The 15050-nt window shown below is 44.6% G+C and carries 12 protein-coding genes and 1 pseudogene; 4 read left to right on the forward strand and 9 right to left on the reverse strand.

Going from position 1 to position 15050, the window contains the following annotated elements; all coding sequences use genetic code 11:
* Positions 1-151: 151 nt before the first annotated feature.
* Together nrdG and nrdD are read right to left on the reverse strand one after the other, a co-directional pair.
* Positions 152-619, reverse strand: coding sequence for an anaerobic ribonucleoside-triphosphate reductase-activating protein (gene nrdG, locus OCV36_RS20430; protein WP_108123564.1), 468 nt, complete (start codon positions 617-619; stop codon positions 152-154).
* Positions 620-838: 219 nt separating this feature from the next.
* Entirely contained in the window at positions 839-2959 is a 2121-nt protein-coding gene (nrdD, locus tag OCV36_RS20435) for an anaerobic ribonucleoside-triphosphate reductase (RefSeq protein ID WP_054543078.1), read from the reverse strand.
* A gap of 303 nt (positions 2960-3262) precedes the next feature.
* Between nrdD and OCV36_RS20440 the strand changes: the two genes are divergently transcribed.
* Positions 3263-4147, forward strand: coding sequence for an endonuclease/exonuclease/phosphatase family protein (locus OCV36_RS20440; protein WP_135458672.1), 885 nt, complete (start codon positions 3263-3265; stop codon positions 4145-4147).
* A gap of 152 nt (positions 4148-4299) precedes the next feature.
* On the opposite strand, the gene OCV36_RS20445 is transcribed toward OCV36_RS20440, so the two are convergent.
* The 5 genes from OCV36_RS20445 to OCV36_RS20465 form a co-directional block, all read right to left on the reverse strand.
* Complete coding sequence (locus OCV36_RS20445) at positions 4300-4731, reverse strand: YeeE/YedE family protein (protein ID WP_135458670.1); 432 nt, start codon at positions 4729-4731, stop codon at positions 4300-4302.
* Entirely contained in the window at positions 4731-5207 is a 477-nt protein-coding gene (locus OCV36_RS20450; protein WP_135458708.1) for a YeeE/YedE family protein, read from the reverse strand. Before OCV36_RS20450 ends, OCV36_RS20445 begins: the two co-directional genes overlap by 1 nt.
* A 202-nt stretch (positions 5208-5409) precedes the next feature.
* Entirely contained in the window at positions 5410-6642 is a 1233-nt protein-coding gene (locus tag OCV36_RS20455; protein ID WP_135458668.1) for a glycosyltransferase, read from the reverse strand.
* A 109-nt stretch (positions 6643-6751) separates the two neighbouring features.
* Positions 6752-7216 (reverse strand): GNAT family N-acetyltransferase, encoded by a 465-nt coding sequence (locus OCV36_RS20460; RefSeq protein WP_135458706.1) that lies wholly within the window; start codon positions 7214-7216, stop codon positions 6752-6754.
* A gap of 41 nt (positions 7217-7257) precedes the next feature.
* Positions 7258-8355 carry a ketoacyl-ACP synthase III gene (locus OCV36_RS20465; protein ID WP_135458705.1) on the reverse strand — a complete coding sequence of 366 codons (1098 nt, stop codon included), beginning with the start codon at positions 8353-8355 and terminating at the stop codon, positions 7258-7260.
* Positions 8356-8478: 123 nt separating this feature from the next.
* Between OCV36_RS20465 and trxC the strand changes: the two genes are divergently transcribed.
* Positions 8479-8913: a thioredoxin TrxC gene (gene trxC, locus OCV36_RS20470; protein WP_135458666.1), complete on the forward strand. Its 435-nt coding sequence runs from the start codon at positions 8479-8481 to the stop codon at positions 8911-8913.
* Between the two features lie 129 nt (positions 8914-9042).
* Here the strand turns inward: trxC and OCV36_RS20475 are convergent, their stop codons facing one another.
* Together OCV36_RS20475 and OCV36_RS20480 are read right to left on the reverse strand one after the other, a co-directional pair.
* Positions 9043-10692 (reverse strand): GMC family oxidoreductase, encoded by a 1650-nt coding sequence (locus OCV36_RS20475; RefSeq protein ID WP_135458663.1) that lies wholly within the window; start codon positions 10690-10692, stop codon positions 9043-9045.
* Positions 10685-12313 carry a long-chain-fatty-acid--CoA ligase gene (locus OCV36_RS20480; protein ID WP_135458661.1) on the reverse strand — a complete coding sequence of 543 codons (1629 nt, stop codon included), beginning with the start codon at positions 12311-12313 and terminating at the stop codon, positions 10685-10687. Before OCV36_RS20480 ends, OCV36_RS20475 begins: the two co-directional genes overlap by 8 nt.
* 329 nt (positions 12314-12642) lie before the next feature.
* On the opposite strand from OCV36_RS20480, the pseudogene OCV36_RS20485 reads away from it, so the two are divergent.
* A pseudogene (locus OCV36_RS20485) lies at positions 12643-13477 on the forward strand (helix-turn-helix domain-containing protein).
* 269 nt (positions 13478-13746) lie between these two features.
* Complete coding sequence (locus OCV36_RS20490; RefSeq protein ID WP_135458659.1) at positions 13747-14898, forward strand: MFS transporter; 1152 nt, start codon at positions 13747-13749, stop codon at positions 14896-14898.
* The last annotated feature ends 152 nt before the right edge of the window (positions 14899-15050 follow it).

A 15050-nucleotide genomic window follows, 5' to 3' on the forward strand; every position in this document is an offset into this window, starting at 1 on the left:
TCCAGTGCATCCTAGCAATCCCTACGCCAGATAGTTCAATATTCCATCAATTTACAAATTTAACTACGTCATAAAATAAAAAAGCCTCAGCAAAGGGGCTGAGGCTAACTATTTGTACTAATGTAGCATGTCGTAAATTTACGTTAGTCCACTAAAGCTGGAACCGATGAATAATTTGGTTTGAGCTGCCTCTCCAATCTAACATTGGATCCGCTTTGTCTTGCTCGAAGCGACCGTCAATCAAAGTATCTACGTATTCAAGTACTTGTTTCTGTTTATCATCCAATTCGTCGAGTTCGTAACCCGTCCACATCCAAATGTCTTTCCCAGCACATTCCGCCCTTACTCTCTGAACCAACTTAAGTACTTCAGACACGTTTGCAGGATGCAAAGGGTCACCACCAGAAAGCGATAAACCACGACGTTTGATTCGCGGATCGTTGAGATCAGCAATAATGCGGTCTTGCAGCTCTTGTGTAAACAAGTGCCCAGAATCCAACCTTTGCGTCGACTGGTTATAACACCCACGGCATTGATGCACACAACCCGACACAAACAAAGTGCAGCGAGTGCCAGGGCCATTTACAACGTCGATTGGGTGATATTGGTGATAATTCATAAGGCAGTATTAAAAACTCGTTATTGCTTAAAATTTGATGCGAGAACTTGAAGTTTGATGCTCAGCGGTTGGAACTAGCGACTGACGTAAACTGAAACGAAAGAATTGGTATCGACATAAAGCCGATACCAATCTTGTTTCTTAAAACGTAACGCTTGCTAAGTTAACTAGCTAAAGGCGCTTAAACTAATACACTAATACACTTAGGCACTTAGGCACTTAAAGATGCTTCACACGACGTTTAACTTCTTCTTGCTTGCCGAAGTTAAATGGGCGTGCATCAGGGCTACCAAGGTAACCACAAACGCGGCGTGTTACTGACACTTTCGTTGAGTCGTGATTACCACACTTAGGACACGTAAAGCCCTTACTTGTACAATCAAACTCACCGTTGTAACCACACTCGTAACACTCATCAATCGGCGTGTTGGTGCCGTAGTAAGGAACACGTGTGTAGCTGTAGTCCCATACGTTTTCTAGCGCTTCGATGTTCTTCTGCATGTTCGGGAATTCGCCGTAACAGATGAACCCACCGCTAGAGATTTCTGGATAAGGCATCTCGAAATCGATCTTGTCGTATGGGTTCACTTTCTTCTGTACGTCTAAGTGGAAGCTGTTGGTGTAGTAACCACGGTCTGTTACGCCATCAATCACACCAAACTCTTTGGTATCGATGCTGCAGAAACGGCTACATAGGTTTTCACTCGGTGTGCCGTATAGGCTGAACGCGTAACCTGTTTCTTTCGTCCAAGATTCCACTTCACGCTTCATGTACTCGACCAGCTCAAGCGCTTTAGCACGCATTTCGCCATCGTCGTACAAGTGAATGTCAGTGCCGTAAAGTGCTGTCATCGCTTCATGGATACCAATGTAACCAAGAGAAACAGATGCACGGCCATTCTTGAAGATATCGGCAATAGAGTCGTCCGCTTTCAAACGAACGCCACACGCGCCTTCCATGTATAGGATTGGCGCAACACGCGCTTTCACGTTTTCTAGACGAGAAATACGAGTTTCTAGAGCACGACGAGCCAGCTTCAATTTTTCATCAAGCAGTTCGTAGAACTTAACCATATCTTGCTTCGCGTTAATCGCGATACGTGGCAAGTTCAAGCTAACAACACCTAAGTTGTTACGGCCTTCGTGAATCAACTCACCATTTTCTTCGTAAGTATTCAAGAAGCTACGGCAACCCATAGGCGTTTTAAATGACCCTGTCACTTCTACTACTTTGTCGTAGTTAAGAATGTCTGGGTACATACGCTTAGACGCACACTCAAGTGCCAATTGCTTGATGTCGTAGTTTGGATCTTGCTTCTGGTGGTTCAAACCATCTTTGATTGCAAACACCAGTTTAGGGAATACCGCTGTTTTGCGGTTCTTACCCAAACCTGCGATGCGGTTTTTCAAGATAGATTGCTGGATAAGTTTCGAACCCCAGCTTTCGCCAAGACCAAAGCCAAACGTAACGAATGGTGTTTGTCCGTTAGCCGTGTGCAACGTGTTTACTTCGTACTCTAGAGATTGGAACGCGTCGTAACACTCTTTCTCGGTACGAGAGATAGCAAAAGCTTCTGGGCTATGAATGTCCCACTCTTTCGCTAGCGATAAGTGCTTTTCGTAACTCGCCATCACGTAAGGTTCTAGAACCTCGTCGATACGGTTAATCGTAGTACCGCCGTAAATATGGCTCGCCACTTGCGCGATGATCTGCGCGGTTACCGCTGTTGCTGTAGAAATCGATTTAGGTGTGTCGATTTCCGCGTTACCCATCTTGAAGCCATGCGTTAACATGCCTTTCAAGTCGATAAGCATACAGTTAAACATTGGGAAGAACGGTGCGTAGTCTAGATCGTGGTAGTGAATGTCACCACACTCGTGAGCTTGTACGATGTCACGCGGCAAAATGTGAGTTTTTGCATAGTGTTTAGCCACGATACCCGCCAGCAAATCACGCTGAGTTGGGATAACTTTACCGTCTTTGTTGGCATTCTCATTGATCAGATCAACATTGCTTTCTTCGATCAAACCTTCGATCTCACGTGTTAAAGCGCTTTGCTTTTCACGTGCGATGTCGCGGTCATGACGATATTCAATGTAGGCACGAGCCAGAGACTTATACGGCCCCTGCATTAGCTCGTTCTCGACCAAAGTCTGAATTTCAGAAATATGAACTTCATCGTAGTCTTCGAGCTTTAACTCAACTGCTAATGCCACATTCAGAGCATAAATAGCAATTTCCTTATCGGCTTTGTCTGATGCTGCTTCCACTGCAGCTTGGATACGATCTCTACTGAATGGAGCTCTTGAGCCATCACGCTTGATTACGATTGATTTCACCACTTCTCCTTACTCTTAAGGTATTCACAGACTTATCCACAAACACACTACATAGAGCGATTTATCGTTTAACTAACACTAGATATTGTGGCGTATTTAACGAGAACCACCAACTTTGAGTATTGATTTGGATCAATAAAACGCTCAGGCTGAACAAGATAAATTCAATATTATTACGCTAGTTCTCAAGTCGAAAAGAAACAATGTAACAATAAAAAAACTGCTAAAAAGAGTTGAATTTTTGGTAAGTGTTGTAGGATAACGGCTCAACTATATTGGATGACAGAATTAGGGATATTTGGAATGAAACGACTTCAAAATTGGATATTGTTAGGTTGCTTAATCAGTAGCCATGCATTTGCTGAACCTTTGAGCATATCCAGTTGGAATATCGAATGGTTATCAACCAACGAGGCTGTGAATAAGTTTTCTTCCAAACGTGCTCAAGCGGATTTCGATAAACTCGAACAGTATTTCCGATCCTTAGATGCCGATGTTGTCGCTTTTCAAGAGGTCGATGATGTAAAAGCTATTCAGCGTATTGCTGGCGATCACTACGATATATTAATGTCTGACCGAGCATTGCCAAAAAACAACAACCATCAATTCAAAGAAGTGAACCAATACACAGGTTTCGCGGTACGTAAAGGAATAGCACTGACCAACTACGCTGATTTCCCTCTTGAAACGAGTGCTAATAGTAAGCTGAGGTTCGCCAGTTATATAGTGTTAGAAAGGGATGCAAAGCCAATTCACATGTTGTCAGTGCATTTAAAGGCGGGTTGTAGCGGCGCGTATAAGTCTAACCGTGACTGTTCAAGGCTCAAAGACCAAGCTCAACAGCTGAATAAGTGGATACAGCAAAGGGAACGTAAAGGCGAAGACTACGCGATTCTGGGCGACTTTAACCATAACCTCTCCTATTCAAGAGATTGGATGTGGAAAGATTTGACGCAAAATACCAATGCTCAGTTGGCAACAAGAAAAACTCGAGCAGATTGTAAAGTACGCTCAAACCGCAACAATCACCGTACACATCAGTTTCGTTCGGTGATTGATCATATTGTGGTGAGCAAGTCCTTGGATGCCTCTCCTGCGAAACAAAAGGTATTTGAAACGCAGGATGTGCTGGACTACAAACTCAGTGACCATTGCCCGGTTTCAACGACGATCAACAGTAAGTTATAGATAACTGCAGATTGTAGATAAGTGCAAATAATAGAAAACAGTAGATATAGAAAGAGGCTGACTGGCTTTTACTGAAAGCGAGTCAACCTCTCTATTGTGTCAGCTCAGAGCGAAACATCTCAAAGCCCGTGCTATAAATGATAGGTATCATGCTAACAGGTTTTGCTTGTACGGCCCGCTATCCACATCCCCACCAGCATACTTAAGACGAACAGCCATACCGTAGGGTTACCGCCACTAAGGCTGGTTACTGCAGGTCCCGGGCAAAAGCCTGCAATCCCCCAGCCTAAACCAAAAGCAGTTGAACCCAAGATCAACTTTCTATCTATTAGTGGATTATTACTGCTATCTAAAGGTTCACCATTAATGGCTTTTGCGCGCTTTTTAATGACCAGATGATAAAACGGAGCGAAGACCAACAGCGCGCCACCCATGACGAATGCCAAACTAATGTCCCAGTTATCGGTAATGTTTAGGAAGCCGAGTACCTTCTCAGGATCAACCATACCTGAGATAATCATTCCTGACCCAAACAGAATACCTGCGACCAAACCGACAACGATAGTAAATGAAGCGTTTTTCATTATGCCCCCAAGCCAATCAGGTTCTTGATAAACACGGTTACGATTGCCACGCCCATAAATACGCAGGTCGCAACAATAGAACGTTTAGATAAACGAGCCATTCCCACAATGCCATGGCCGCTAGTACAACCATTTGCTGTTTTAGTACCAAAGCCAACCAAAAGACCAGCAATAATGACTAAAACGAAATTCATCTCTTCTAACTGTGGAAGTTGGTAACCTGTCGGGATTAATAGCCAACCACTTATGATCATTCCCACAACAAAGGCGATGCGCCAGTGCTTTTCGGTCTTCTCAACGTTGTTACCCGTACCTGATTGAGAAGCCTTGCTTGCACTATTATTCGAACCTGATGGCAGTAGTCGGCTAACAATACCGCTGATTCCTGCTACTCGCCCTATGCCTAACATAAGTATAATTGCCGACGCACCTAACAACATGCCACCGAACAATGCATCCCAAGGTATTAAACCCATCACCGACCTCTCCTATCCACAAACATCATAAACTCATAACAAACTATAAATTAGAGTTTACTAATAAATGTAAATTAGTCAATGCTAATGTAGAGCTAGTATGTTTCGTTTTGTAAGTCTGGAATAGAAAGCGCCCCGCATTAAAAAAGCCCCTAGGCGTTAACCTAAGGGCTTATTATTTGATTCGGTTATATTTTATCAGTTATTTAGTCTTGTTCTTTTCAGCTATCCACTGCGACATGTACTTGGTGCTCGCCATGCTGTGGTGCTTGAGCATTGAACCAAAGAAGTTATCCAGTCGATGAGATTCAAGTTCAGACTCTAACGCAGTTAATCGCTCAATCAATGCGTCGCCGAGTTGATTCTGCTCGTAGTACGCTTCAAGGATTGAATGACATTGGCTTTGTGCTTTCAGCCACTTCTCTTCATCTTTATAGAGGGCAACTGCAGCTTCAACAAACTCGTCGATATCATCGGCAACCGCACCAGGCCATTGCAGTTCGCCTTGCGGTAACATGCCTTCGCTACCAATTTCACTGGTCACGTTCGGAGTTTGTAGCTTCATCGCATCTAGCAACTTGCCTTTAATGCCCGCACCAAATCGAAGGGGTGCAACACACACACGAGCTTGTTCCATCACTTCTTGAGCGTCTTTCGCCCAACCTTTGATATGGAAACCGGTTTTAGGGTTATGCAATGCCGTCGCTTTCGGTGGCGGGTACGATCCATAAATGTGAAGTTCTGTGTCAGGCAACTGCTTACGAATCTTCGGCCAAATCTTTTGTAACTGAAGTACGGCATCCCAGTTCGGTGCGTGTCTGAAGTTACCTATCGTCATGAAATGCTTACGCTCTTCAAAGCTTTTCGTGCTTTCAGCTAGAGTGTTGAGATCAACCATGAACGGCAAGTGGTGAAGCAGTGTTGGATCGATATTGAACTCAGATTTAAGCAGATCCATCTCATAGCTAGAAATGATCAACGAAAGATCACAGCGTAAAATCGCGGCAATTTCACGTTTAGCCAAGTCACTGTACAAATGCGCTTTAGTCAGTTCTGTCTCTTTCTTAACAGCTTCATGTCGAGCATTACGTAGGAACTGCAAATCTTCCGTATCCAGCAACTTAAATGCATTCGGGCATACCTTCTCCACACGCCATCCAAATTGCTCTTCCATCATAAAGCGGTCAAACATCACGACATCAGGTTGCAGCTCTTCAATGTACTGGTCAAAGCTATCGCAATTTAACTGTATAGATTGGCTTGTGATGCCCTCTTCAGACAGATCGATCATGTGCTCGGTTTCTTGAGCTGGCGTTGCAAATTCAACGGACCAACCTTGTCTCTTGAACAGGCGTAAAAGAGACATCATATGGCTGCCTGCCGCCGATGAGTTCGGTTCTGGCCAAACGTAGCCAATTGCTAAAACTTTCTTCAAAACACTTCCTAAGAAATAACAAAAGGGACTCTACAAGTCCCTAGTCAAATATTTATCGCTGATGGCCGACTTATATCGCTGACAACTATCAGTTCTAATAAATCAGCTATCAGACCCGCTCACCCACATTGCGAGCGATCATAAGCACTTCATCAGCAGAATAAAGGTTTGAAATCGTGGCTTCGACTTCAGCGCCTAATGTCGACTGATACAGTTTTTGTGCAAAATTGTCTGCTCTGGTGGTAACCAGAACATGCTTTAGTGTTGACCCTTGCTGCGCTAGCTGCTGCTTTACTTGCGGCAGCGAATCAAGAATCAGCTTCTTGCCTAATCCTTTACCCTGTGCACTAGGTAACACGGCAAGTTGTTCTAACTCCAATACAGCTTGAGGTCTAAACCCACTCTTCTGAACCCAAATAATGTAACCCACGATCTCGCCTTCGCTCTCTGCAACAAAGTTAAGAAAGCGCGGCGCGGCATTTAAGTTACATTGTAACCACTCTCGCGAATTTTGCTGTCGAACAAAGGCTGCTTGGTGGACGAAAGCCGCCCCATCGAGGTCGGCTTTCGTCATAAGACGTACTTTGCTTACAAGACGAATTGGGCTCATCAGCGTTATTCGCTCGCTGAATTCGGGTGTGTTTTACAGTGTAAAATGGCTCTTTCTAGAAGCTCTAAAGCGGATTTATCAGCTTCTGGAAGCTTAGCATCCGATTGACCTAACGGTTCAACACGACTACCCCATTTAATATGGCCAGCACCCCACGTTAAACCCGCACCAAATGCCGCAACAAGAATATTGTTGTTAGGCTTAACGAAACCTTGCTCTAGCGATTCACACAATGCAATCGGCACAGTCGCTGCCGATGTGTTGCCGTAGTTTTGGATGTTAACAAACGCTTTTTCGCGCTCGATACCCGCTATATCACACAGGGTTTGAATGATTCGGATGTTTGCTTGGTGCGGGATCACAACGTCAATGTTATCGGTTGAGATACCTGTGCGGCTCAGTACTGTGTGTGCCGCTGCGCCCATGCCTTTCACTGCACGCTTGAAGATCTCTTTACCAACGAAATCAAAGTCCCAGTAACCGTTATCAGCCGCAAAGCGGTCCATAGAAGTACCGAATTTTGGTACCGCTAGAATATCACGGCCTTCAGCATCACAACCGATCTGAGCTTCTTGTAAGCCGACTTGTTCTTCAGTGCGAGATAGAACCACAGCGCCAGCGCCATCACCGAAAAGAACTGCAGTATCACGCTTAGTCCAATCAATGAAGAATGAAAGACGCTCAGCACCCACAACGATAGCATTACGGTAGTTACCCGCTTGAATCAGTCGAGTCGCGGTTTCAACACCGTAAATGAATCCAGTACATGCCGCGTTGAGGTCGAAAGCCGCTGCGCTCTTAATGCCTAAGTTCTGTTGAACTTTAGACGCGGTATTTGGGATAAGGGAGTCTGGGCTGCACGTCGCGATGATCACAATATCGATATCATCAGCGGTCAGGCCAGCACATGCCATTGCATGCTTCGCTGCAACAGTGGCAAGTTCAGAGGTATTTACATGACTGATACGACGGTTTTCGATGCCTGTTCGGGTACGAATCCACTCATCTGAGGTATCAATGAAAGTACTTAAATCGTCATTAGACAGCACGGCTGGTGGCAGACACTTTCCCCAACCAGTAATTTCGGCGTAAAATTTTGTCATCATTTACCTATTTATTGTTTGTTTTTATTTAAGTATCGTATTCTAGTTTTAAACAGTATAAGCGTTCCGTGCTCGATTCGTAAATCGCGTTAGACACGGAAGTGACAATAAAAAGAGAAAGTTATGTCTACATTCAACACACGTTGCCCATCTTGTAAGGGCGTAAACCGAGTTCCTTCAGAAAGAATCTCAGAAACCCCTACTTGTGGTAAATGCAAAGAAGCGTTGCTCGATGGTGCTCCAATCGAAGGAACATCACTTAATTTCCAATCTATCTTAAACAGTTCACAGCCTGTGGTTGTCGATTTCTGGGCAACATGGTGCAACCCATGTGTTGGCTTTGCGCCAGTGTTCAGCGACGTCGCGAAAGAGCGTTCGGGAGATGTTCGATTCGTTAAGATTGATACTGAGGCTCAGCAACAGCTTGCTGCTATGTATCAAATCAGAAGTATTCCCACGGTGATGGTGTTCAAAAACGGTCAACGTGTCGATACGATTAATGGCGCGTTACCAAAAGGTCAATTTGATCAATGGCTTAATCAAGATTTAACCAAATAGATTCGCATTTATCTCGCTTTGGATTTAGCTTGTGCTTTCACAAGCATACAAAAAATAGGTTAGAGAGCCTTACCTAAATAAGATTCTCTAACCTACTGTAAATCAATTAGTTATATCTATTTCTCTCAATTACACAATCATCTCGTCTGCTGCCTGTTCATTGGTATGCTGAATGCTAAACCCATATTGTTCTTTGATCTGAACTGCAATTTTTTCAGCAATCATAATAGTTGGCGCGTTTGTATTCCCACCCACTAACGTCGGCATTATCGAGGCATCTACAACTCTCAAGTTAGTCAAACCATATACCTTAAGATCTTTATCAACCACGGCTAACAAATCGTCATCGGTTCCCATTTTGCAGGTTCCAACTGGATGATATTGGGTGTCAGCGCGATTACGAATATCTTGCTCGATAGCCTCGTCATCATCTGCGTTTACTGGGTAGAAAGCATCACCACTAATGTCACCAAACGCAGAACTCTCTAGCATTTGATACTGCTTTTTCCAGCCCTTAATCATGATATCCATATCTTCAGGGTCACTGAAGAACGCCGGATCGATCCTTGGTGGATCATAGGGATCACTGCTATTTAGCGTTACGCTGCCATGGCTCTTCGGTCGCAACAAGGTGACATGGGAGGTAAAACCATGACTGGTATGGATTTTTCTTGCATGGTCATCGACCACAGCGACCACAAATACAAACTCTAAATCCGGTACGGCGATATGCTCTTCGGAACAAAGAAAACCAATCCCTTCAGCAAAGTTGCTACTCATTTTCCCGCGTCGTTCTTTGTGCCATAGCGGCAGAGCTTTGGTCATTTCAGAGGCCATTTGTAGCGAGATACCAAAAGTTTCACGCTTTTCACTGCATTTGTACGAATGGACTAAGTCGATATGGTCTTGGAGGTTCTTGCCGACACCGGGCAGTTCGTGAACTTGTTCGATGCCATGCGCCTCTAATTCAGACTTAGCGCCTACACCCGACAGTAACAACAATTGAGGAGAACCAAATGCACCAGCAGATAGAATCACTTCTTTGCTGCATTGAATCTTATAACGCTGTCCGTTAGACCCATATTCAACGCCAACCGCTTTCTTACCTTCAAACAAGACCTTATGTGTGGTGGCTTTAGTAACGACCGTGAGATTCGATCGTGAAAGGTTTGGCGTTAAGTAAGCCTTGGCAGCGCTGCATCGTTCACCATTCAGCTGAGTGACCTGGGTCGGCATCGCCCCAAACTGAGCAGCACCGTTAATGTCCTCGTTACGAGGCACGCCTATCGATTCGCAGGCTGTTAAGTAGCGTTCAAGCATAGGGCTTGGCGATCTAAGATTGGCCACATTCAGAGGACCACCTTGGCCATGGTACTCATCTTGGTGAACTTCGTTATTTTCCGCTTTCTTAAAGTAAGGCAAACAGGATTCATAATTCCAACCAGTGTTACCCAAGCTTTCCCATGTATCGTAGTCGTAACGATGCCCACGCGCATACATCATGGCATTGATAGAGCTAGAACCGCCAAGTGTCTTACCTCTCGGTTGGTAACCTTTACGGCCATTCAAACCCGGTTGTTCAACGGTTTCAAAAGCCCAGTTATTGAGTTTGGTTGGCATCATTGCCACCACGCCAACCGGAGTATGGATAAATGGGCTTGTGTCTTTTCCACCCGCCTCCAATAAGCACACCGTAATATTCGGGTCTTCCGACAGCCGCGAAGCCAATACACACCCTGCAGAGCCACCACCAACAACAATAAAATCATAATTATCCATTGATCGTCTCCGCTATTTGTAATGGGTGTAAATCTCGCTTCAATATTTTGCCTGTCGCCGTCATCGGTAACGCTTTTCGTATGAATACCTTACGTGGGTATTTGTAATCAGCTAGCTGCTCACGGCACCATGCTATCAAAGCCTTACTATCACATTCTGTATGTTCATGAAGCACGACATGTGCATGAATCTCTTCGCCTAAATGGTCATGATGTTCACCAACCACCGCGACCATTTCTACATCAGGGTGACACATCAAAACTTCTTCTACTTCACGCGGATACACGTTGTAACCACCACGGATGATCATGTCTTTGACTCGATCGACAATGAACAAATTGCCGTGCTCATCGGTCCGTCCGATATCTCCCGTTAAGAACCAACCGTCTCTGATTGCTTCTGTCGTAGCTTCCGGTCTTTTATAGTAACCCTTCATGACACTTGGGCTTTTGATACACACTTCACCCAGCTCTCCCATCGAGACAGAGTTACCTTGTATATCTGCGATTTTAATTAGATGACCGCACAAAGGTTGGCCAACACTGCCTGACAATCGGTCACCATCAATATGGTTAAACGTAGCAACGGGCGCTGTTTCAGATAAACCATAGCCTTCCAATACAGGAAGCTCAAAGCGCGATTCAAATTGTCGGATAACCTCAAGAGGCATAGAAGCACCGCCAGAAACGCCGAGCCTTAAGCTGTGCTTGACCTGTTCAGAACGTTTGTTTGCGTTATCTGAGCTATCAGGAGATTCTTCACCAGCACGTAATAGCGCGATATACATGGTTGGAACACCAGCAAACACACTCACTTTGTGAGTAATGATCTGTTCAATCACCAGTAACGGTTCAAAGCGCGGAATCAACACCATGGTTGAACCCGTTAACACGCTCGCGTTCATCATGACTGTCTGGCCGAAACTGTGGAATAAAGGGAGTGTGGCCATTGTCGTGTCACTGTATTCCAATCTCATTAAGTACTGAGACGACATCGCGTTAGTTTGCATGTTGGTGTGAGAAAGCTCAGCCCCTTTTGGCTGACCCGTGGTGCCAGAAGTGTAGAGGATCACCGCGGTATCATCACCATGACAAGCCACTGACTCAAAGGTTGTTAAAGGTTGTGCTAACCAGTCAACCATTGATTCATGCGGCTCATATGCTTCAGTAAAAGAAGATGCGATGCTGGTTAGAGTTGACATGGAAATAGCTGGTATTGGCATCTCGATAAAATGCTCACAGTGATCTGCTTGCTCAAAGCCTTGAAATCCATAACGTCCAATGGGTAGCTCTTCACTGCCCTCAAAGCATAAATAAGCTTTCGCATCGGAATCGTTGAGGTGATAAGCAATCTCTCTGGCCTTAAATAGTACGTTCAAAGGCACAACTACACACCCCGCTTTTAAAATCCCGTAATAAGCGATTGGGAAATACGTAACATTCGGACACGACAACGCGACCTTGTCCCCTTTCTGCAACCCAAGCCTTTTCAGGTTGGCGGCAACATTTCCGGAAAGTTGTTCTAACTGCGAAAAACTGAGTTCATCCGTGCCCATACGCAGAGCGGCTTTAGTTGGGAAAAGCGAAGCGCTGCGCTCCAAGTTAACAGCAAGATTGTGCATCCATGATCTCCTTATTCGGCATAGACCTATTAGTCACGGTCACCGTAGACGTTGTATTAAGGCTGTAATGAGTATTGACGTTGTAGCCTGAATGATTTTTGCTTATCTAATTTATGCAGTTGCGAGTTTTGACTAATTGGCAACTTGTTAAATTGCAACATTTTGATAACATTTCGAACGGGTTTCAAAAAGACAAAAAACGGTGATATTCGGACACAGCTTTAATAGAACAAATTAAAGTTTGAACAAGCTAGCGAAAGTTGAAACAAACCTGACGCAATCGCGTTAGAAGTTCGGCTAAGATAATGATCTTCAACAAGAGGCAGCCTATGGAATACACCGCAGTTTACGAACCGGATATGCAAGCATTCGGTATTCTTGATCTTCAATTACTGCATCGCTACATGTCGCCAGCTCTCAGTATCGAACAATTGCTTGAAGGCAGTAACATAGATGATCTCCAACTCAACACGCCAGACACGCACATTACCTTGGCGCAAAAGTTGGCGGTGTTTAGCAACGCGCTAGCGAATACCAACGAAGAAGGTTTAGGGCTCAAAGTCGGTCAACAAGCGCGGTTCAGTGACTTCGGTGTTTTGGGTTACGCGGTGTTCAGTAGTGCTACAGCAACCCTTTCCATCCCAAGTGATTCGATTCCCATATCCCAAACCTGAATACGGCGATTTATATACAGAGATTTTCCGTTGCCCGGTTGAGTTCAATTGTGATCGCCTTGAATGGCAGTTCGACGCGACAAGCTTGTACGCACCACTTCCTACCGCCAATGCCATTACATTACAGATGTGTTTAAAATCGTGTGATGACATGTTGGCGAAAGTCAGTGCACCCACAAGCCTGAAAGAAAAAGTCTCTCAAATGTTGATTGAAAGGCCTGGATGTTACCCTTCGATAGAATCTATCGCTGCAGAATTGGGGATGTCTTCTCGGACGCTGCGCCGACACCTCAAAGCGCTTGATACGAGTTATCAGAAGATTCTTGATCATGTTCGTTTTCACCTTTCACGACACTACCTTTCTTCAACTCAAATGAGCATTGAAGAGATATCCGAACGCGTTGGGTTTTCTGACAGTGCTAACTTTCGACATGCCTTTAGAAAATGGAGTGGAAGCTCGCCACGTCAATATCGTAAAGAGGCCGTCTAACACTAAATCTCACGCCATATAGAAATCAGATAGAGCCAATTACTATACGCTCTACTTACAAATCAAATAGTCGATGAAGAAGAGATTAACGGCTTTTTGACCGCATAAAGCTTTGCTAAATAGTAAAATATCGCAATGGTATTTTTGTTTAGACTGGCGATAAATTTCTTTTATCTTAACGACCATTTTTATTCGTTTTACCCAATTCAGTTTCTCCTACATAGTCGCGGAAAATTCATCGTTTCTTTCACTATTTAGAGGCTCCTGCATTGGACAACATCCAACCAACAACTCGCATAACTGTTCCGGTTATTGCATTGTCTTTTTACGCTATCGCTTCAGGCTACTTAATGAGTTCATTACCATTAATGCTGTCTGAATATGGCTTAGACAGTAATCTATCGAGTTGGTTGGCAAGTGCATTCTATGCGGGACTTTTGGCAGGAACCTTATTGATTGAACGAGCAATCGCTCGTGTTGGTCACAAAGACGCGTTCGTTATCGCACTGGCCATTTTTATCGCAACAATTCTTGTATTACCGTTGGCGCCACATCAATCAGTTTGGCTTTTAGCTCGTTTCGTCGCGGGTGTCTCGGTCGCCGGGATCTTTGTGATTGTAGAGTCTTGGCTAATGAGCGGTGACGAATCTCAACGTGCGAAACGTCTAGGGGTTTACATGTGTTCGTTGTATAGCGGTTCTGCCGTTGGTCAACTTGGCATAGGATACCTTGGTATTACGGGTGGCGTGCCTTTCATTGCAATGTTCACCCTGCTGTTTGGGGCAATCATCGTATTGATGTACGGACAAGCGACAGCACCACAAATTCACGATGCGCAGTCTCTATCACTGAAACAAATCAGCAAGCTAAGCCACAGCGCTTTAATTGGTTGCATTGTTTCAGGGCTAACACTTGGTTCTATTTACGGATTGATGCCTGTAGAGCTTGCTCAACGTAACATCGCACACCAAGATATTGGTGGTTTGATGGCGTTGGTGATCATGGGTGGTATGGCTGTTCAACCGATGGTGACATGGTTATCTCACCACATAGGACAAGTGTTATTGATGGCTCTGTTTTGCCTACTAGGGGTTGCAAGCATTGGCGTGCTCACCATCAACCATGATTTTTACGTACTAGGCATGAGCCTATTTGTACTGGGCATGGCGACGTTTGCACTTTACCCAATTGCAATTAACTTGGGTTGTCGTAACTTAGATCCGAACTACCTAGTGTCAGTGACTCAGGTTATGTTGTTGTGTTACAGCGTGGGTTCAGTCGCAGGGCCATTAGTTGCTGATAGCTTTATGGATTCTCAAGCAGGACTATTCACTTACCTGTTTGCGTCTCTGCTAGCGACAACCATATACATGTTGATTGCAAGCCTAAAGCGCTCTCCACTTCAGATTGCAGGCGAATAACAGCCAGTAACCAAGCAACTAAGTAATAACGTAATAACGTAATAACGTATTAAAATCGGCAGCTAAGCATAAAAGCAAGCCGTTGAATTAGTAGTGAAATTTGGGCTCTGAGTTATGACTTTACGTCTAAGCGAAGGGCCCTTTTTAATTGG

Origin of the sequence: Vibrio echinoideorum, assembly GCF_024347455.1 — a bacterium.
In the GTDB taxonomy this organism is placed as follows: domain Bacteria; phylum Pseudomonadota; class Gammaproteobacteria; order Enterobacterales; family Vibrionaceae; genus Vibrio; species Vibrio echinoideorum.